The 19,325-nt window shown below is 64.7% G+C and carries 18 protein-coding genes; 11 read left to right on the top strand and 7 right to left on the bottom strand.

Annotation, left to right across the window (positions count from 1 at the left end; all coding sequences use genetic code 11):
* Positions 1–141: 141 nt before the first annotated feature.
* Positions 142–1,992, bottom strand: coding sequence for an extracellular solute-binding protein (locus tag EXZ48_RS20705; protein WP_130517985.1), 1,851 nt, complete (start codon positions 1,990–1,992; stop codon positions 142–144).
* A gap of 197 nt (positions 1,993–2,189) precedes the next feature.
* Between EXZ48_RS20705 and mepA the strand changes: the two genes are divergently transcribed.
* From mepA to EXZ48_RS20675, 6 genes are all read left to right on the top strand, one after another.
* A complete protein-coding gene (gene mepA, locus EXZ48_RS20700; RefSeq protein WP_050742762.1) occupies positions 2,190–3,245 on the top strand; it encodes a penicillin-insensitive murein endopeptidase in 1,056 nt (351 codons plus the stop codon).
* 103 nt (positions 3,246–3,348) lie between these two features.
* Entirely contained in the window at positions 3,349–3,729 is a 381-nt protein-coding gene (locus tag EXZ48_RS20695; protein ID WP_130517983.1) for a methylglyoxal synthase, read from the top strand.
* 50 nt (positions 3,730–3,779) lie between these two features.
* A complete protein-coding gene (locus EXZ48_RS20690; protein ID WP_130517981.1) occupies positions 3,780–4,805 on the top strand; it encodes a glucokinase in 1,026 nt (341 codons plus the stop codon).
* A gap of 120 nt (positions 4,806–4,925) precedes the next feature.
* A complete protein-coding gene (locus EXZ48_RS20685; RefSeq protein ID WP_023514163.1) occupies positions 4,926–6,722 on the top strand; it encodes an ABC transporter ATP-binding protein in 1,797 nt (598 codons plus the stop codon).
* An 80-nt stretch (positions 6,723–6,802) separates the two neighbouring features.
* The gene (dapB, locus tag EXZ48_RS20680) at positions 6,803–7,621 is read left to right on the top strand and encodes a 4-hydroxy-tetrahydrodipicolinate reductase (RefSeq protein WP_130517979.1); all 819 of its coding nucleotides are present in this window, start codon (positions 6,803–6,805) and stop codon (positions 7,619–7,621) included.
* A gap of 79 nt (positions 7,622–7,700) precedes the next feature.
* Positions 7,701–8,336 (top strand): 2,3-bisphosphoglycerate-dependent phosphoglycerate mutase, encoded by a 636-nt coding sequence (locus EXZ48_RS20675; RefSeq protein ID WP_023514165.1) that lies wholly within the window; start codon positions 7,701–7,703, stop codon positions 8,334–8,336.
* 111 nt (positions 8,337–8,447) lie between these two features.
* Here the strand turns inward: EXZ48_RS20675 and EXZ48_RS20670 are convergent, their stop codons facing one another.
* Entirely contained in the window at positions 8,448–9,320 is an 873-nt protein-coding gene (locus EXZ48_RS20670) for a bifunctional helix-turn-helix domain-containing protein/methylated-DNA--[protein]-cysteine S-methyltransferase (RefSeq protein WP_050742758.1), read from the bottom strand.
* Between the two features lie 125 nt (positions 9,321–9,445).
* Positions 9,446–9,946 carry a DUF2244 domain-containing protein gene (locus tag EXZ48_RS20665; RefSeq protein ID WP_050742757.1) on the bottom strand — a complete coding sequence of 167 codons (501 nt, stop codon included), beginning with the start codon at positions 9,944–9,946 and terminating at the stop codon, positions 9,446–9,448.
* A 75-nt stretch (positions 9,947–10,021) separates the two neighbouring features.
* Here EXZ48_RS20665 and nth point away from each other — a divergent pair, with 75 nt between their 5' ends.
* Positions 10,022–10,777, top strand: coding sequence for an endonuclease III (gene nth, locus EXZ48_RS20660; RefSeq protein WP_130517977.1), 756 nt, complete (start codon positions 10,022–10,024; stop codon positions 10,775–10,777).
* Here the strand turns inward: nth and EXZ48_RS20655 are convergent.
* Positions 10,767–11,339, bottom strand: coding sequence for a TetR/AcrR family transcriptional regulator (locus EXZ48_RS20655; RefSeq protein ID WP_050742756.1), 573 nt, complete (start codon positions 11,337–11,339; stop codon positions 10,767–10,769). The two genes, nth and EXZ48_RS20655, sit on opposite strands and share 11 nt — an antisense overlap.
* A 141-nt stretch (positions 11,340–11,480) precedes the next feature.
* Here EXZ48_RS20655 and EXZ48_RS20650 point away from each other — a divergent pair, with 141 nt between their 5' ends.
* On the top strand, positions 11,481–11,906 hold the full coding sequence (locus EXZ48_RS20650; protein WP_050742755.1) for a VOC family protein: 426 nt from the start codon (positions 11,481–11,483) through the stop codon (positions 11,904–11,906).
* Here EXZ48_RS20650 and EXZ48_RS20645 read toward each other — a convergent pair.
* Positions 11,889–12,614: a sulfate transporter family protein gene (locus tag EXZ48_RS20645; protein WP_050742826.1), complete on the bottom strand. Its 726-nt coding sequence runs from the start codon at positions 12,612–12,614 to the stop codon at positions 11,889–11,891. The two genes, EXZ48_RS20650 and EXZ48_RS20645, sit on opposite strands and share 18 nt — an antisense overlap.
* 154 nt (positions 12,615–12,768) lie before the next feature.
* On the opposite strand from EXZ48_RS20645, the gene EXZ48_RS20640 reads away from it, so the two are divergent.
* Positions 12,769–14,820, top strand: coding sequence for a methyl-accepting chemotaxis protein (locus EXZ48_RS20640; protein ID WP_130517975.1), 2,052 nt, complete (start codon positions 12,769–12,771; stop codon positions 14,818–14,820).
* A 119-nt stretch (positions 14,821–14,939) separates the two neighbouring features.
* On the opposite strand, the gene EXZ48_RS20635 is transcribed toward EXZ48_RS20640, so the two are convergent.
* Complete coding sequence (locus EXZ48_RS20635; protein WP_023513073.1) at positions 14,940–15,641, bottom strand: GntR family transcriptional regulator; 702 nt, start codon at positions 15,639–15,641, stop codon at positions 14,940–14,942.
* Between the two features lie 154 nt (positions 15,642–15,795).
* On the opposite strand from EXZ48_RS20635, the gene EXZ48_RS20630 reads away from it, so the two are divergent.
* Positions 15,796–16,827: a proline racemase family protein gene (locus tag EXZ48_RS20630; protein ID WP_130517973.1), complete on the top strand. Its 1,032-nt coding sequence runs from the start codon at positions 15,796–15,798 to the stop codon at positions 16,825–16,827.
* A 5-nt stretch (positions 16,828–16,832) separates the two neighbouring features.
* Here the strand turns inward: EXZ48_RS20630 and EXZ48_RS20625 are convergent, their stop codons facing one another.
* Complete coding sequence (locus EXZ48_RS20625; RefSeq protein WP_023513075.1) at positions 16,833–17,453, bottom strand: cupin domain-containing protein; 621 nt, start codon at positions 17,451–17,453, stop codon at positions 16,833–16,835.
* Positions 17,454–17,674: 221 nt separating this feature from the next.
* On the opposite strand from EXZ48_RS20625, the gene EXZ48_RS20620 reads away from it, so the two are divergent.
* On the top strand, positions 17,675–19,252 hold the full coding sequence (locus tag EXZ48_RS20620; protein ID WP_130517971.1) for an ABC transporter substrate-binding protein: 1,578 nt from the start codon (positions 17,675–17,677) through the stop codon (positions 19,250–19,252).
* Positions 19,253–19,325: the final 73 nt, after the last annotated feature.

The following is a 19,325-nucleotide window of genomic DNA, read 5'->3' as shown; positions in this document are numbered from 1 at the left end:
ATCGCAGCCTGTCGTCCGTCTTCTTGTTTTGGCGCAGTCCAGTCGGTCAAGCCCAACCCTTCCGTTCTGCCGCCGCTGTCCGCGGCGGTGATTCGTCATCGCTATATGGAGCCGAGGACGCCGCATGGCGCAAGCCCCGGCTCATTTCACGGCATTCTTCGACCACCAGACATCCGGGAAACCAAGGCTGTAATAGGGCAGCTCCGCCGGACGGGCGAGGTGGTTCCAATAGGCGACTTGTTGGGATTTCGAATAGAACATCGGCACCAGATAGTGATGGGCGAGCAGGACGCGGTCGAGCGCATGGGTCGTCGCCACGAGCTCCGCACGGTTCGGTGCGAAGATGATGCGGCGGATCAGTTCGTCGATCGCGGGATCGGCGATGCCGGCATAGTTTTTCGAGCCCTGCTGATCGACGGAGGCAGAGCCCCAGTAGTCGCTCTGCTCGTTGCCCGGCACCAGCGTCTGCGCCCAGATGCCGTAGATCATGTCATAGTCGAAGGCACGCACGCGGTTGGTGTATTGCGAGGCGTCCACCGTGCGGATGCGGGCGTCGATGCCGATGTCGTTGAGGCTCTTGACGTAGGGCAGGACCGTGCGTTCCTGCGAGGGGTTGGAGAGCAGGATCTCGATGCCGAACGGCTCGCCCGTCTTGATGTTCGTCATCTTCCGGTTCTTGAGCTCGTAACCTGCCTCCTTGAAGAGCGTCATGGCCTTGCGCAGGTTCTCGCGCGTTTTCTTCGGGTCGCCGGCGACGGGATTGGTGTAGGGCGTGGTGAAGACGGAAGCGGGGACCTTGTCCTTCAGCTCTTCGAGAATCTCCTTCTCGCGCCCTTCCGGCAGGCCGGAGGAGGCAAGCTCGGTGCCCCAAAAGTAGCTGTCGATGCGGTTGAGCCTGCCGAAGGAGAGATTGCGGTTGAGCGTCTCGAAATCATAGGCGTAGTTCAGCGCCTCGCGCACACGCTGGTCCTTGAACCGTTCCCGGCGCAGGTTCGGCACGTAGGCCTGCATGATGCCGACGGCGCGCAGCGGATTTTCGATCTCCTCGCGCACGATGCGGCCATCCTTCACGGCCGGAAAATCATAGGCCGTCATCCAGTGGCTGGAGCTGTTGTCGCGATAGAAGTCGACATTGCCGGCGCGAAAGGCCTCGAACTCGACATTCCGGTCGCCGAAGAACGTATAGCTGATCACGCCGAAATTGTTCTGGCCGACATTCACGTTGAGGTCCTTGGCCCAATAGTCGTCGCGCAGTTCGAAGCGGATCGAGCCGCCTGCCTGGAAGGATGCGATCCTGTAGGGGCCCGAGCCCATGACCGGCTCCAGCGTCGTGCGGCTGATGTCGCGCTTGTTGCCCTTGGGATCGGTTCCTTCCCACCAGTGCTTCGGCACGATCGGGAACTGGCCGAGAATGTTGGGGAGCTCCTTGTTGTTCTTCTCGTCGAAGCGGAAGGTGACATCGCGCTCGCCGGTCTTTTCCGCGGAAACCACATGGCGGTAGTAGTTGGAAAGAAGCGGATTGTGTTCCTTCGACTTGTCGAAGGAGAAGATCACGTCCTCGGGCGTTACCGGCTGGCCATCGGCCCACTTCGCCTCCGGGCGCAGGCGGAAGGTGGTGTAGGCGATGTCGTCAGGATAGGAGACCGCCTCGGCGAGCAGGCCGTAGGAGGCGGTGATCTCGTCGTCGGCGGATTTCAGCAACGTGTCGAAGACGAGGGAGGTGACGCCTGTCGCGGCCTCGCCCTTCGAGAGAACGGGATTGAAGGTGTCGAATGTGCCGGTTTCGGACATTTTCAGCTCGCCGCCCTTCGGCGCATCCGGATTGACATAGTCGAAGCGTTCAAAGCCGTTCGGACGCTTCAATTCGCCGATCGTCGAGATACCCGTGCGCCAGACGGGCTCCTTTGCCTCCTGGGCCCTTGCACCGGTCGCGGCCGCCAGCGACAGGGCGAGGGCGATGGTGAACACGATTTTCCCGGAGGCTGCCTGCATGCCAAAATCCCTTTCGTTTCGTTTGCCGAAGCGTGAACCAGAGAATAGGCAAAATCCGGGCAAATGACAGGCCTGCCATGAAAGCGGCGGTTTTTGGCGTGCCTATTCCGGGCAACGATTCACTTCCGCGAAAGGATGATCCTTTAACCTTTCGTCAGCGATTGCGATTTTCAGACCGGACGACGCCTGTGCATTCCATGCTTTCCCGATTGACCACCTGCCTCCTCGCCGCCGGCCTTGCGCTGACCGCGCTTGCCGGGCCGCTTGCCGCCGAGGAGCGGCCGGCCAAGGAACTGTTCGGCGCAAAGCGCCTGCCGGCCAAGATGGCGGCGAGCCCCTATGGTTCCTATGCCAAGGGCTGCATCGCCGGTGCGGTGGCGATTCCGACGGACGGCCCGTCCTGGCAGGCCATGCGCCTGTCACGCAACCGGCGCTGGGGTCATCCCGACATGATTGCGCTCATCGAGCAGTTTTCGCAGGATGCGCAGAAGCTCGGCTGGCCGGGACTGCTGCTTGGCGATATCTCCCAGCCGCGCGGCGGGCCGATGCTGTCGGGCCATGCCTCCCACCAGGTCGGGCTGGATGCCGACATCTGGTTCACGCCCATGCCGGACCAACGGCTTTCGGCCGAAGAGCGTGAAAAGCTGCCCTTCACCTCCATGCTCGACAAGAGCAAGTTCCTGACGGTCGATTCGCGTCGCTGGACCTCGACCCATGCCCGCCTCGTCATGAAGGCGGCAAGCTACCCGCAGGTCGATCGCGTCTTCGTCAACCCGGCCATCAAGAAGAAGCTGTGCGAGACCTGGCAGGGCGATCGTTCCCTGCTCGGCAAGGTGCGGCCGATCTACGGCCATGACGAGCACTTTCACATCCGCATCAAATGCCCGGAGGGGGCTGCCGGCTGCAAGCCGCAGGCGCGCGTTCCGGCCGGCGATGGCTGCGACCAGTCGCTCGCCTGGTGGTTCACCAAGGAGCCGTGGGCAAAGCCGACGCCGAAGAAGGACGCCAAGCCCGTCAAGCCACGCTATGTCAAGCTCTCCGACCTGCCGAATGCCTGCAGCACGGTGCTGGCCAGCGCTTCACCGACCTCCGAGCAGGAGGTGACCTATCGAGGCAATGGCGGCGTTTCCTCCACCGCACTCGCCTTCTCCGGCGGTGGCGAGAGTGCCGGCCGCACGATCGAATCGGTGATCGCCGCCGACACGATGCTTCCGGCCATCGTGCCGATCCCGATCCCGCGGCCGCTTCAGTAGGGTGCCGGCAGGCGGATGAGGGGCGTGTCTGGTCGGGGCTTTTCAATCCGCTGCCGCTTTTGTATAAGGCGTTCAAATCGATTTAAAATCGCAGGGAACGCCCATGTCGCGCCAGAAATGCATCGCGCTCATCGCGCATGACGAAAAGAAGGACGACATGGCAGCCTTTGCGCTGCAGAACGAGAGGGTGCTGGCGCAGGCGAAAATCGTCGCGACCGGTACGACGGGCGGCAGGGTGCTGGAGGCTTGCCCGGGTCTCGACGTCACCCGTCTCAAGAGCGGCCCGCTCGGCGGCGATCAGCAGATCGGTGCGCTGATCGCGACGGGCGAGGTCGATCTGCTCATCTTCTTCGTCGATCCATTGACCCCCATGCCGCACGACGTCGATGTCAAGGCGCTGATGCGGCTCGCCATCGTCTACGACATTCCGATGGCGCTGAACCGTGCGACGGCGGAACATCTGCTCGACTTTGCCGCCGTTTGACGGCACGTTCACCGGAAACGACCTCCACGCGAAATGAACGGGACAGCCTGATGGTGCGGCCGAACGATACCGAAACGAACTTCCCCTTTCCCATCCTGATCGGGGATATCGGCGGCACCAATGCGCGTTTTGCGTTGCTGGTCGATGCCTTCGCCGAGCCGAAGCAGTTTCCGATCGTCCAGACGGCCAATTTCAAGAATATCGATGATGCACTCCAGCAATGCATCCTCGACACGAGTTCGGTGCAGCCGCGTTCGGCCATTCTGGCGCTTGCCGGCCCCATCGAGGGCGACGAAGTGCCGCTGACCAATTGCCCCTGGGTGGTGCGCCCGCGCGACATGATCGCCAATCTCGGCTTCGACGACGTGCTGCTCGTCAACGATTTCGAGGCGCAGGCGCTTGCCATCGCCTCGCTCGGTGAGGGGGACCGCGAGAAGATCGGCCCCGGCGTCGAGCGGCAGGCCGCCTCACGCGCCGTACTCGGTCCCGGCACGGGGCTCGGCGTTGCCGGGCTCGTCTATGCGCGCCACAGCTGGATCCCGGTGCCGGGAGAGGGTGGCCATGTCGATGTCGGCCCGCGCAGCGAGCGCGACCACCAGATCTGGCCCTTTCTCGAGCCCATCGAAGGCCGCATTTCCGCCGAGCAGCTCCTGTGCGGCCGCGGCATCATGAACATCTACCGCGCCGTCTCGGCGGCCGACGGCGTCGATGCTCCGCTCGAAACCCCGGCGGACGTCACGTCCAGGGCGCTGGCGCAGGAGGATCGCGCGGCGATCGAGACCGTCTCGCTGTTTTCCACCTATCTCGGCCGCGTCGCCGGTGACATGGCGATGATCTTCATGGCCAAGGGCGGCGTGTTCCTCGCCGGCGGCATCTCGCAGAAGATCCTGCCGGCGCTGCGTGGATCGGAGTTCCGCGCCGCTTTCGAGGACAAGGCGCCGCACAGCGCGCTTCTGAAGACGATCCCGACCTATGTGGTCACCCATCCGGTCGCAGCCCTTGCCGGTCTTGCCGCCTTTGCGCGCATGCCCGACCGCTTTGGTGTTGCAACCGAGGGACGCCACTGGAAAAGGTGAAGCCTCCGCCGGCGCTTCGCTGCGCCGCGGACTCGCCAAAGAGGGACCGAGCCCCTATAGAGCGGGTCCAGCGCGGCACATCCTCCCGGTGCCGCAGGATCGTGCAGGAAAGTCAGTTTATTGGCCGATAAGAGTCGAACCGAGCGCCCACACGTCAGCTCCGACACCGTCGCCACCGTGCTCAAGCGCATCATCGCCGAAAACGGCCGCGAGCACGTCCGCGGCTATGTCCTGGCCATCCTCTGCCTCGCCATCGTCGCCGGTACGACGGGCTTTACCGCCTGGATCATGGAATCGGTGGTCAACGAGGCCTTCGCGAACAAGCGCGCCGACCTCGTCGCCCTCATCTGCGGCTCGATCTTCATCGCCTTCGTGCTGCGCGGCTTTGCCACCTACTACCAGGCCGTCATCCTGTCGAAGATCGGCAACAATATCGTCGCCCGCTACCAGCGGCGGCTCTATTCGCACCTGATGGCGCTGAGCGTCGGCTATTTCAACGAATCGCGCTCGGCCTATCTCGCCGCCCAGATCAGCCAGAACGTTACCGGCATCCGCGACGTCCTGAACATGACGGTGACCTCGGTCGCGCGTGATTTCCTGACGCTCGTCGCCCTCATCGGCGTGATGATCTCCAAGGACTGGCTGCTGACGCTGATCGTCTTCGTCGTCGCCCCGCCGCTCCTGATCGGCCTGCGCTACGTTTCCAGGCGCCTGCGCAGTGCCACGCGCGAATCCGTCGAGCTCAACAGCCATGTGCTCGGCGCCATGCAGGAGACCATCCAGGGCATCGCCATCGTCAAGGCCTTCACCATGGAGGCGCAGCTGAAGACCAAGGTCGAGGGCATCATCGAGAGGGCCGAAAGCCGCTCCAACCGCATCGCGCGGCTGACCGAGCGCACCGCGCCGATGACCGAAACCTTTGCGGGTGCAGCGATTGCCGGCGTGCTCGCCTATGCGGCCTACCGCTCGATCTACGGCGGCGTGCTGCCGGGCGCCTTCTTCTCCTTCGTCACGGCGTTGCTGATGGCCTACGACCCGGCAAAGCGCCTCGCCCGCCTGCAGGTCTCGCTGGAGCGCGCGGTCGTCAATGCGCGCATGATCTACGAGGTGCTCGACCTGAAGCCGCGGCAGGCCGACCGGCCGGATGCAAAGCCGCTCGCCGTTTCCAATGCCACGATCACCTTCCGGGGCGTGCGTTTCGGCTATTCGGAAAACGAGGCGATCCTCAAGGATGTCAGCTTCACCGCCGAGGGCGGCCGCACGACGGCGCTTGTCGGGCCGTCGGGCGCCGGCAAGTCGACGGTCATCAACCTCATTCCGCGCTTCTACGATCCGGAAGTGGGTGAGATCCTCATCGACGGGCAGGACATCGCCCATGTGACGAAACAGTCGCTGCGCAACGCCATCGCCTATGTCTCGCAGCAGCCCTATCTCTTCGAGGGCACGATCCGCGACAATATCCGCTATGGCCGCCCCGATGCGACGGATGCGGAGATCGAGGAGGCGGCGCGCCATGCCTATGCGCATGACTTCATCCTCGCCCAGCCGCTCGGCTATGATACGCCCGTCGGCGAGAACGGCGTGACGTTGTCCGGCGGCCAGCGCCAGCGGCTGTCGATCGCCCGCGCGCTGGTGCGGGGTGCACCGATTCTCCTGCTCGACGAGGCGACCTCGGCGCTCGATACGGAATCCGAGCAGGCCGTGCAGAAGGCGCTCGACGAGGCGATGAGCGGACGTACCGTCGTCGTCATCGCGCACCGGCTCTCCACCGTCGTGCGGGCGGACAAGATCATCGTGATGCAGGCCGGCACGGTTGCCGAAGAGGGCACGCATGAGGCGCTTGCGAGCCGGGAGAACGGCCTCTACGCTCGTCTCAACAGCCTCCAGGCGCCCGCCGCCGGCAGCACGGGCAAATAGGTGGCTCTACGGCGGGCGACCGTGCGGAAAGACAGGAAACCGGAGTGCGCCGGCACTTCGCAGAAGGGACGGAACGGGACATGAGCGGCAACGCAATGAAGCTGGTCGTCGTGGGGGCTGCGGGCCGCATGGGCCAGACGCTGATCCGCACGATCCATGCGATCGAGGGGGCCGAGGTCTTTGCGGCGGTCGAGCGCGAAGGCTCGCCCTTCGTCGGCCGTGATGCGGGGGAACTGGCCGGCCTCGGGCCGATCGGCGTTCCCGTCACCGACAAGCCGCTTGAAGCCTTCGTCGCGGCAGAGGGCGTGCTGGATTTCACGGCGCCCGCCGCAACGATCGAATTTGCCGGCCTCGCCGCGCAGGCGCGCATCGTGCATGTCGTCGGCACGACCGGTTGCTCGCCGGCCGACGACGAGAAGATCAAGGCCGCCGCTCGCCACGCCCGCATTGTCAAGTCGGGCAATATGAGCCTCGGCGTCAACCTGCTCGGCGTGCTCACCGAAACGGCTGCGCGGGCGCTCGGCCCTGCCGACTGGGACATCGAGGTGCTGGAAATGCACCACAAGCACAAGGTCGATGCGCCCTCGGGCACCGCGCTGCTGCTCGGCGATGCCGCCGCCAAGGGACGCGGCATCGCGCTTGCCGACCATTCGGTGCGCGTGCGCGATGGCCACACCGGCCCGCGCCCCGCCGGCTCGATCGGCTTTGCCACGCTCCGCGGCGGCTCGGTCATCGGCGAGCATTCGGTGATGCTGGCCGGCGAGGGTGAGATCGTGACCCTGTCGCACAGCGCGACGGACCGCTCGATCTTCGCACGCGGTGCCGTGCAGGCGGCGCTCTGGGCGCGTGACAGAAAGCCCGGCCTCTATTCCATGCTCGACGTGCTCGGGCTCAACTGATCCTTTCTTTCGTTTTCGCATCGTTCCGGACGCCGGTATCCACGTTTCGAAGCGTTGCTAACCCTCAGGAGACAGACATATGAGCGGAACCCTTGTCCTCGTTCGCCACGGCCAGAGCGAATGGAACCTGAAGAACCTCTTCACCGGCTGGCGCGATCCGGACCTGACGGCACTTGGCATCGAGGAAGCCAAGGCCGGCGGCAAGGCGATTGCCGAGACGGGCATCAAGTTCGATATCGCGTTCACGTCCGATCTTACCCGCGCCCAGAAGACGCTGTCGCTCATCCTCGACGAGATCGGCCAGCAGGGTCTGGAAACGATTCGCGACCAGGCGCTGAACGAGCGCGACTATGGAGACCTGTCCGGCCTCAACAAGGACGATGCGCGCGAAAAATGGGGTGAGGAGCAGGTGCATATCTGGCGCCGTTCCTATGACGTGCCGCCGCCGGGCGGCGAAAGCCTGCGCGACACCGGCGCCCGCGTCTGGCCTTACTACCTCACGGAAATCCTGCCCCGCGTGCTGCGCGGTGAAAAGGTGCTCGTCGCCGCGCACGGCAACTCGCTGCGTTCGCTGGTGATGGTGCTCGACAAGCTTTCCAAGGAAGAGATCCTGAAGCTCAACCTCGCCACCGGTGTGCCGATGGTCTACGTGCTGAACGCGGATTCGACGGTGAAGTCGAAGGACGTGCTCGGAGACATGTCCGGCGCGCATTGAGCGCGAACCTAAGCGGGTGTGGCCCAAGCCCCTTATCCGCCTACCGGCACCTTCTCCCCGCAAGCGGGGAGAAGGTCGCGGCAGCGGGATGAGGGGCAGTCGCCCCGCCATTCAGGCCTTGCCCGATTCCCAGCCGAGCATTGCGCGCTTGCGCGTCAGGCCCCAGTGGTAGCCCGTCAGCGCCCCGCTCTTGCCAAGTGCCCGGTGGCAGGGCACGACGAAGGAGATGGGGTTGCGGCCGACGGCGGCGCCGACGGCGCGTGAGGCGGTCGGCTGGCCGAGCTTTTCGGCGATCGACGAATAGGTGACGGCGCAGCCCATCGGGATGCGCAGCAGGGCTTCCCAGACGCGCACCTGGAAATCCGAGCCGATCAGCACGACGCGGAGCGGCGCCTTCGGATCCCAGCGCTTCGGATCGAATATGCGTTCCGCATAGGCGGCGGTCGCTTCGCAGTCTTCCACATAGTGCGCATTCGGCCAGCGCGAGGACATGTCCTCGAAGGCGTCCATGCCGTCGGCCTCGTCGGTGAAGGCAAGGCCGGCAAGACCGCGATCGGTGATCATGACGAGCGCTCCGCCGAAGGGCGAGGCGTGCAGGCCGTAGCGGATTGTCAGACCAGCGCCGCGCGCCTTCCATTCGCCCGGCGACATCGCCTCATGCGTGACGAAGAGGTCGTGCAGGCGGCCTGGGCCGGAAAGACCGACCTCGAAACTCGTCTCCAGCAGCGGAAGCTCCTCCTGGCGGAGCAGTCGCTTGGCATGGTCGAGCGTCACCGCTTGCAGGAAGGCCTTTGGCGAAAGGCCGGCCCAGCGGGTAAAGGTCTTCTGCAGCTGCGTCGGCGACTGGTCGAGCCGGCCGGCGATCTCCTCGAGGCCCGGCTGTTCGCGGTAATCCTCGGTAATGAGCTCGATGACCCGGCGCACGGTCGAATAGTCATCGCCCTCGGGCGTGATGTCGGTCTGCAGGCTTGCGGCAATGTTCATCGTTCTTCTCCTGTATCGCCAGAAAAGCACGCCCTTGGCGTGCCCGCCACCCGATTCCTGCGACCAGACGGCTGGAGTGAAGACATGCGGGCGGTTTGCGCCCGCAACCGGTTGGAACGTTATGGTCAGTAGCCGCGCTTGACGCGGGCGAGCGCGCCGGAAAAGGCCGAGGCAAAACGCTCGCGGTCGTCGAGCGGCAGGAAGGTGCCGACGTCCGTCTCGCGGCCGTTGCCGCGCACATGCATCGCGGTGATGCCGATCTTCGCCTTGCGCGAGACGAGGAAGCGCGCCCAGAGCGGATTGAAGGCATGTTCGGTCTCGCGGCCTGACGGGCTTATCTTGCGGATCGAGATGTTGGTGCGCGAGAGCGAGACCACTTCGCGGGCCTTCGCCGCCCGGTTGTTCAGCCAGAAGGCGCCGAAGAGCACGAGAAAGTCGAGGCCGAAGAACAGGACAACCGGCCAGGCGCCGGAGATCATGAAAACGGCCATGTGGGCGAAGCTGAGTGCGCCGGCGATGATGAAGAAGATGCGGTGACCGTTGCGCCCGAGCGACCGGTAGGGGTGCAGTTCGGCGGAAAAGACCGGCAGGTCGTTCATCGTGAGGTCGGCGTTGCCTTGCGTCATGGGGCATGACTATAAGCAAGTCGCGCGGAACTGTGTAGCGGTTTTGCCGGACGGCATGCGTCCTGCGGGAGCACCATGGAAAACGGAACGATCAAGAAGAAAGCGGCGCCGCGCCGCAAGACGCCGGCCCGGCCGAAGAGCCTCTATTCGCAGGATGAGCTGAAGGAGATCTTTCGCCGCTTCTCCATCCAGCGGCCGGAGCCGAAGGGTGAGCTGGAGCACGTCAATCCCTTCACGCTGGTCGTTGCCGTGGCGCTGTCCGCCCAGGCGACGGATGCCGGCGTGAACAAGGCGACGCGCGCGCTCTTCAAGGTCGCCGACACGCCGGAAAAGATGCTGGCGCTCGGCGAGGAAAAGGTCCGCGACTACATCAAGACGATCGGGCTCTATCGCAACAAGGCGAAGAACGTCATCGCGCTCAGCCAGATGCTTGTCGACCGGTTTGGCAGCGAGGTTCCGCGCACCCGCGAGGAGCTGATCATGTTGCCCGGCGTCGGGCGCAAGACGGCGAATGTGGTGCTGTCCATGGCGTTCGGCCAGGCGACGATGGCGGTCGATACGCATATCTTCCGCATCGCCAATCGCCTTCGGCTGGCACCGGGAAAAACACCCGACGAGGTGGAGGACAAGCTGATCCGCCTCATTCCGGACGAGTATCTCTACCACGCGCATCACTGGCTGATCCTGCACGGGCGATACTGTTGCAAGGCGCGCAAGCCGGAATGCGAGCACTGCGTGATTGCAGATCTCTGTCGCTCGCTAGAAAAGACCTGCGACGTGCCGGCGCCCCTCGTGGAGCTGCCGCCGCAGCTCTTCGGTCCTACGCCCTGAGCCCGTCCAGCAGGCTGGCGATCGCCGCCTCATAGGTTTTTCGGTCGGCACCCGTCTCGATGGCGATCGCCGCCCGGTCGAAGGCGGCGGAGATGAGGTCGGTCAGGGCCTGAAGCCTTGCTGCGTCCACATCCTTGCCGAGCAGGTCGGAAAGCCCGACCCTCAATGTGCTCTCCGCATTGTCCCTGTCGATCGCGCCGGTGCTTTCGAAGCCGAGTACGGCGGGCGCCTCGAGCAGCAGAAGGCGCGTGCGGCCGGGCTCCGCCATGGCGTCGAAATAGGCGGTCGCGCCTGATAGCAGCGCGTCGCGCGGCGAGCCGGAGGGTAGCGAGACCCTTTCGATATGAGCGGCAACTGCCTCCGCTTCCCGCTCCAGCGTCGCGCGGAGCAGGGCCTTCTTGTCCTCGAAATGGTGGTAGAGCGCGCCGCGCGTCACTCCGGCCTCCGCCACGATGTCGGGCGTCGCGGTCTCCGCATAACCCTTCTCCACGAAAAGCCGCCGGGCTGCTTCGATCAGCGCTAGGCGCGTCGCCTCGGTGCGCTCTTTGTTGCTACGCGCCATTTTTTCTCCTTTACATGCAAACAGAATGTATGTTAACTGACAGAAACATACAGATTGTATGTTTAATTAGACGGTGAATCCAGCGAAATCCATAAGGCGGTTGGCCGTCGCGACACGAAAAACGGAACCAGGAGAAGCCCGATGAAAACGATCAGTTACTATCCGGTGATCATGACCAACGACGTCGCCGGCACGGCCGCCTTCTATGAAAAGCACTTCCGCTTCGAAGCCCTCTTCGACAGCGGCTGGTATGTCCATCTCCAGTCGCGCGAGGATGAGAAGGTTACGCTTGCGGTACTCGACGGCAGCCATGAGACGATCCCGGCCATCGGCCGCGGCAGGGTTTCGGGCATGCTGCTGAACTTCGAAGTGGAGGATGTCGATGCGGTCTATGCGGACCTGCGCGCCGCCGGGCTGCCCATCCTGCTCGATATTCGCGATGAGGATTTCGGCCAACGCCACTTCATCACTGCCGATCCCAACGGCATGCTCATCGACGTGATCAAGCCGATCCCGCCGAAGGGCGATTATGTCGCGCTGTACGAGACGTCAGCCCTGCCGCAGTGAGAAGCCCGGATCCTTGCCGCTCAGCGCCTTGTGGAGGTGCACCATGAGGCCGGCGGCAAAGAGGGGCGTCAGGAGATTGACGATCGGGATCGCCAGGAACGCGGCGATCAGGAGGCCGGCGATCAACACCGTCGAGGCGTGCTTGGCCCGGAACAGGCGCGCCTCTGCCGGTGTCCGGTGGCGCATGGCCGCGAATTCGAAGAACTCCCGGCCGAGCAGGTAGCCGTTGACCAGGAAGAAGGCGACGAGGTTGATGCCCGGGATGAACAGCAGGAAAAGCGCGAAAAGGTTGCCGAGGATGACGATGCCGAGGAACTTGATCGAGCCGGCAATCGCCTGGCCGAGCGGCAGTGCCTGCCCGGGCGGCTGTCCGGGATAGTCGCGTTTCTCGATCACCTCGGCGACGTCGTCGAGGAAGAAGCCGGCGATGATCGCCGTCACCGGCGCAAGCAGAAGAGCAAGGCCGAGCGCCAGGCCGATGCTGGCGAGGATGCCGAAGACGAAGGTGAGCCAGCCCGCCCATTCCGGCAGGTCGGGCATCATCATGCCCTGCAGAAAGGGCCAGGCGAAGGCGATGAAGGTCTCCCTGAGGCCGAACCACAGGACGATGAGCGCGAGCAGGGTGAGCCCGATGACTTTCCAGAAGACGCCCCGCGTCTCGGGAGCGAAGAGATTGGCAAGCGAAAGGCGGGCGGCGTCGAGGATCATCGAAAACTCCTGTTCGCCCCGCATGTAGGGTGTGGAAAAGCAGCCGGCAAGGCAGGAGGTCGGGTCCGTCCATTAAGCCTGCGTTAAACGACCGCTCCTAAACTTTTGCGCACCCGCACGAAGCCGTGCCGCCGAAGACTATCAGGGAAGTGTCATGCGTAATGTCCGGATCAGCAGGCTCCTGCCCGCGCTCTTCGTCCTCATGGTCGTGCTGGGCGCCCTGCAAGGCGTCGTCGCTTTCCGCTCCCTTTCGGCGATGACCGGCCATATCGAGCGTATCGGCGCCGAGCGCATGCCCGAGATGAGCCGCATCCTCCAGCTCAGCCACGCCTTCTCCGAGCTCAACGCGACCTATTCCGAACACTTGCTCTCGATGGATCCCGACGAGATCGGCCGTATCGAGGCGCGCATCAAGGAGCGCGCCGATGCCTTTGCCGGCATGGTGGATAGTTATGGCGCGGCCAACAGCGGCGATGCGGCCGCCGTCGCGGAAATCGACGGCATCAAGGCGACCTTGAAAACCTATCTCGACGATGCGGCAAAGCTCATCCAGTTCTCTGCCATTGCCGCCAAGGGTCCGGCGCTGGAAGTCTACAAGGGGCCGATGCAGGCGAGCGCCGATGCGATCAGCGCTTCGTTGAACGACCTCGTCGCCAGCACCCAGAAGGTGATGGACGAGACGATCCTTTCGGCGCGCGGCGAGGAAGGCTCGGCCTTCGCGCTCACCTGGGCTTCGCTTGTCATCTCCATGGGCCTGGCGCTTGCCGCGATCGTCCTCGTCAACCGCCGCGTCGTCAGACCGCTCAACGGTCTTGCCGGCGCAATGAAGAAGCTGGCGGCCGGTGACGCCGCCGTCACCATCCCGCATGCCGACCGCAGGGACGAGATCGGCGAGATGGCCGGCACCGTCGCCGTCTTCCGCGACAATGCGGCCGAGCGCCAGCGCCTCGAACGTCAGGGCGACGACGATCGTCGCCGCGCCGAGGGCGAGCGCCAGGCGCGTGAGGCAGAGCGCACCCGCGACAGCGGCCGTGTGCAGGAGGTCGTCGCCAGCCTTGCCGAAGCGCTCGGCAGGCTTGCGGGCGGCGACATGACCTGCCGTATCGAAAAACCCTTCGACGGCGATCTCGACCGGCTGCGCGAGGATTTCAACGCCTCCGTCTCGCGCCTCAGCGATGCGCTGCGCGAGGTCGGCGAGAATGCCCGCGCGATCGACGCCGGCGCCAGCCAGATCCGCGTCGCCGCTGACGATCTGTCGCGCCGCACCGAGCAGCAGGCTGCCTCCGTCGAGGAAACCGCCGCCGCGCTCGAAGAGATCACCACCACCGTGAAGGATTCCACCCGGCGGGCGGAGGAGGCGGGCCAGCTCGTCGCACGCACCCGCACGGGCGCTGAAAAATCCGGCGACATTGTGCGCCGCGCCGTTTCGGCCATGCAGGAGATCGAAAAGTCCTCCAGCGAGATCACCAGCATCATCGGTGTCATCGACGAGATCGCCTTCCAGACCAATCTCCTTGCCCTCAATGCGGGTGTGGAAGCGGCCCGGGCAGGCGAGGCGGGCAAGGGCTTTGCCGTCGTTGCGCAGGAAGTGCGTGAACTCGCCCAGCGCTCGGCCAAGGCCGCCAAGGAGATCAAGGCACTGATCACGACTTCGGGCGAGCAGGTGCGCTCCGGCGTCTCCCTCGTCGGCGATACGGGCCGCGCACTGCAGGCGATCGTCACCGAGGTGCAGGAGATCAACGGCCACGTCCAGGCGATCGTCGAGGCGGCGCGTGAACAGTCGTCCGGCCTTCAGGAGATCAATACCGCCGTCAATGCGATGGACCAGGGCACACAGAAGAACGCCGCCATGGTGGAGGAGACGACCGCCGCAAGCCATGGCCTCGCCTCCGAGGTGCAGGCGCTCAACGCGCTGATCGGCCGTTTCAATGTCGGCGGCAGCGCCGCCGCCGGCCGCACCGTGCATGCCCCGCATCTGCATGTCGTGCCGTCGTCCACGCCGGCATCGCCCCCGGTTTCGCCGATCATGGCGTCCACCACGGCCCCGAAACTCGCCCGCAAGTCGCCCGGCCAATGGAACGTCAAGCCCGCCAACAGCGTATCGCGCCCCGTCACCTCTCCGGCCCTCGCGCTCAGCGAAAAGCTGGCAGGCGCCCTTGGCGTGCGGCAGGACAAGGGGAATGACGGGGACTGGGAAGAGTTTTGACGAAAACCGGGTGATCAGCGGGGCGCTTCGACCCGGCAGGCTCTTTCGCGAGATAGATCATCCCTTCAGCAGAGCCGGCGCGGCGGCCGAACCTGTGTTCGGGCCTTGAGGCGCCATGCTCAGCCTCGCTGCTCCCGCAAGAACGTCATCAGAGATCGGCCGGCATCGAGGATGTGGGCGCGGGTGAGCCGCGAGGCGAGATCCGCATCACCCTGTTCGCAGGCGGCAAGGATCGCCTCATGTTCGCGTCCGGCACGCGGCACCCCGTTGGTGAAGGTCAGCTGGGCACGCAGATACCGGTCGATGCGGTCGAGCGAGGAGCGCACGTTCTGCAGATAATACGGCCGGCGCGAAGCCTCATAGAGACTGTAGTGGAAGTTGCGGTTGACCTCGCCCCAGCGGTGCGGATCGGTCTCCCGATCGAATTCGTTGCAGTAACGCCGTGCCTTTTCCAGCGTCTCCCGGTCGAGGTTGGGCACGGCGAGGCGGATGACCTCCGCCTCGATCAGTGCGCGGAACTCGAAGATCTCCTCGATCTCCTCGACCGAAAGGCCGGCCACGACGGCGCCCTTGTAGCGCTGGGTCGTGATGAGGCCGTGCTGCTCCAGCCGTGACAGGGCCTCGCGCACCGGGATGCGGCTGATGTTGAACATCTGCGCGATCTGGTCCTGCCGAAGGTTCTCGCCCTCGGCAAGGTCGCCCTCGATGATCGCCTTGCGCAGGGCCTCGTAGACGATGTCCGCCGCCGAAGCGGCCTGCCTGACATCGACGGCAGCAAATTTCATCACGTCGAACCCCGGTGGAATGAAGCGATCGGTCATAGGTCGAAACCAGAGGCGGGGCAACAGAACCCTGCTGGAGCAGCCCCATGAAAAACACGATTGTATATTGGATCCAATTTTTCTATGAAAGCGGAACCGCGTCGGCAAGGCAAGGCCGACCGCGCCGAAACAGCCTGAAATCGGAGAAAGAGCCATGCGCAGCAGCAAGGTCATCCACATCGTTTCCTGCCACGCCGAGGGCGAGGTGGGCGACGTCATCGTCGGGGGCGTCGCCCCGCCGCCCGGCAAGACGCTGTGGGAGCAGCGCAAGTTCATCGCCGAGGACAAGGCCCTGCGCAATTTCGTGCTGAACGAGCCGCGCGGCGGCGTGTTCCGCCACATCAACCTGCTCGTGCCGCCGAAGGATCCGCGCGCCACGATGGGCTTCATCATCATGGAGCCGGAGGACACACCGCCGATGTCCGGCTCCAATTCGATCTGCGTCTCCACCGTGCTGCTCGACAGCGGCATCGTGCCGATGGTTGAACCTGAAACCCACATGGTGCTGGAAGCGCCGGGCGGGCTGGTGAATGTCGTCGCCGCGTGCCGCAACGGCAAGGCCGAGCGCATCACCGTCACCAACGTCCCCTCCTTCGCCGACAAGCTGGATGCGAAGCTGGAAGTGGAGGGCCTCGGCACGCTCACCGTCGACACTGCCTATGGCGGCGACAGCTTCGTCCTCACCGATGCGCGCGCGCTCGGTTTCGCCGTGACACCGGACGAGGCGCGCGAGCTGGCGGAGACCGGTATCCGCATCACCAAGGCGGCCAACGAGCAGCTCGGCTTCACCCATCCCGAAAACCCGGAATGGAGCCACATCTCCTTCTGCCAGCTGACGCTGCCGGTGGAAGAGCGCGACGGGGCGCTGCATGGCCGCAACACGGTCGTCATCCAGCCGGCCAAGCTCGACCGCTCGCCGACCGGCACCGGCTGCTCGGCCCGCATGGCCGTGCTGCATGCCCGCGGCCAGATCAAGGTCGGCCAGAGCTTTTCCGGCTATTCGATCCTCGATTCGCGCTTCGATTGCCGTATCGTCGGCGAAACCACGGTCGGTGGCCGTCCGGCCATCGTGCCGGAAATCTCCGGCCGCGCCTGGGTCACCGGCACCAGCCAGGTCATGCTCGATCCGGATGACCCGTGGCCGGCGGGTTACCGCCTTGCCGACACCTGGCCGCGCAAGCAGTAACGCGGTCAGTCTTCAGTGATGATCCGGGTCGTGCCGACCCAGAGCTCACGCGCCGGGCCCTTGCCTATGTTGCGGGCCCGGTGCGGCAGTTTCGAGGGGAAGTGCAGCGTGTCGCCGGCCTTCAGGTGATAGTCCTTGCCGTCCACCTCGTAGAGGATTTCACCCTCGATCAGGTAGATGAAGTCCTCGCCCTCATGGTTCGTCAGCTCGGAGACATAGCCTTCCGGAATCTGGGTGATGCAGCCGTTCAGCATGGCGCCGGGAAAGCCGCGTTCGAGCAGTTCATAGACCCGGTCCTTCGTCGCCACATTGTAGCCGGGCCGCTCGCCGGCATGGGAGACCATCGAGTGCTCATGCCGCGGCGGCTGCGACAGGAAGGTATCGACGCTGGTGCCGAGCGCGTTGGCGACGTTGTAGAGCGAGATCAGCGAGGGCGTGGAAAGCCCGCGTTCGATCTGGCTGATGAAGCCCTCCGTGAGGCCCGCCTCAAGCGCCACCTGCTTCATCGTCTTGCCGATCGCCTTGCGGCGCTGGCGCAGCATCCGGCCGAGGGCGGCGGGCGCGGGCATGTCGCTGCCGGTTCCTCCGGCGTCGCTGGCGGGCATCTTGTCGTCGTCGAGGGTCATCGTGGCTTTCCGCTTGACTTGCATCGCGTGATGGACTTTAGTTTGACTAAAGTCGGTTGCGCAAGCTCGCGAGCCTATCGTGCCTGCCGCCGGTTTTTAAGGGGGATCAACACGAACGTCTGCGTTTTCACGCCGGAAAGGGCAAGCCCTGTCCGGAAAAATTGGATCCAATATCCAAAAAGGCAGATGCCGGCCTTGCCGGACCATCGAGGAGGAATGACATGAAGCCTTTGCTGCCACTTTTCCTGGGCGCGGCCCTTGGCCTTACCGCCGCGACTTCGGCGCTCGCCATCGAGCGCGGCGGGTCGATGGCCTTTGCCCGTTATGACGATTCGGCGATCATCGACCCCGTCTATGCCGACCGGAATCCCGATCTGTGGATGATCAACGCCTTCTACGATACGCTGCTGCGCAACGGTCCTGACGGCTCCATCGCGCCCGGTCTTGCCGAAAGCCATGCGGTTTCCGCCGATGGAAAGGCGATCACGCTGACCCTGCGGTCCGGCCTCAAGTTCTCCGATGGCTCGCCGATCACCGGAGAGGATGTCATCTTCTCGCTCGACCGGGCGCGCAATCCCGATCTCGGCCCTTGGGCCGGCTTGCTCGGTTCGGTTGAAAACGTGACGGCCGAGGGCGACACCGTCACGCTCGCGCTGAAGCAGCCCGATCCGACCATTCTCTCGATCCTTGCGACCTTCAACACCGGCATCATGCCGAAAGCGGCCTTCGAGAAGGCGGCGGGCGCGACGGACCAGGAGAAGGCGCAGGCCTTCTTCGCGGGCGGCCCTGTCACGTCAGGCCCCTTCATGCTGAAGAGCCGCGTGCAGGGCGCCAGCATGAGCTTTGCCCGCAACCCGAACTATTGGCGCCCCGGCGAGGACGGCAAGCCGCTGCCCTATCTCGACGAGGTCACCTTCGCCGTCATTCCCGACGACGCGACGCGTATCCTGAAGCTGCAGGCCGGCGAGGTCGATGCGGCCGAGTTCATCCCCTTCGCCCGCGTCGGGGAGCTCGGTGCCGATCCGAACCTCAAGATGGAGCTGTTCCCCTCGACGCGCATCGTCTATGCGCCGATCAACACGCGCGAGACGCGCGCCGACGGGGCGAAGAACCCGCTGGCCGACGTGAAGGTGCGCCAGGCGCTGAACTATGCGACGAACAAGGACGTGCTGATCAAGCTCGTCACCTTCGACACCGGCAAGCCGATGACCTCGCTGATGTCGGCCGCGACCCAGCTGCACGACGGCCCCGCGCCGCTCTACCCCTATGATCCGGAGAAGGCCAAGGCCCTGCTCGGCGAAGCCGGCCTTTCCGGCGGCTTCGAGGTGAAGCTGACGACGCTTGCCGGCAGCGCCGACGACGCCACGCTCTTCACCGCGCTCCAGCAGATGTGGGCGCCGCTCGGCGTCAATCTCACCGTCGAGCAGGTCGACAACCCGACGCGCGGCGAGAAGAACCGCTCCGGCGCCTTCGACATCCACACCTACGGCTGGGCCAACGACGTGAACGACCCGGCGCAGGTCACCGGCTGGCTCGGCTACTACAAGCAGCGCCAGGCCGTCGGCACCGGCTGGAACAATGCGGAATTCAACACGCTCTTCGAGGCGTCGAACTCCGAGGTCGATCCGGAAAAGCGCAAGGGCGAATACAAGCGCATGCAGGAGATTTATGCGCAGGAGGCGCCACTGCTCTTCCTCTTCGAGACGCCCTTCGCCGTTGCCGTCTCGCGCTCTATCGAGGGGTATGTGCAGACCCCGCTCGGTGCGAACGACTTCTCCGAGGCCTGGCGCGCCAAGTAGTGCCAGACCCGACGACACCAGCTCGAACGTTGCCTGCCGTATGCCTTGTTGCCTGCGGCAGGTGGCATTGAGG

The sequence above is a fragment of the Shinella sp. JR1-6 genome (genome assembly GCF_004284735.1).
Classification (GTDB): Bacteria; Pseudomonadota; Alphaproteobacteria; order Rhizobiales; family Rhizobiaceae; genus Shinella.
Note: the sequence above shows the minus strand (reverse complement) of the source record. Positions and strands in the feature narration are given on the sequence as shown.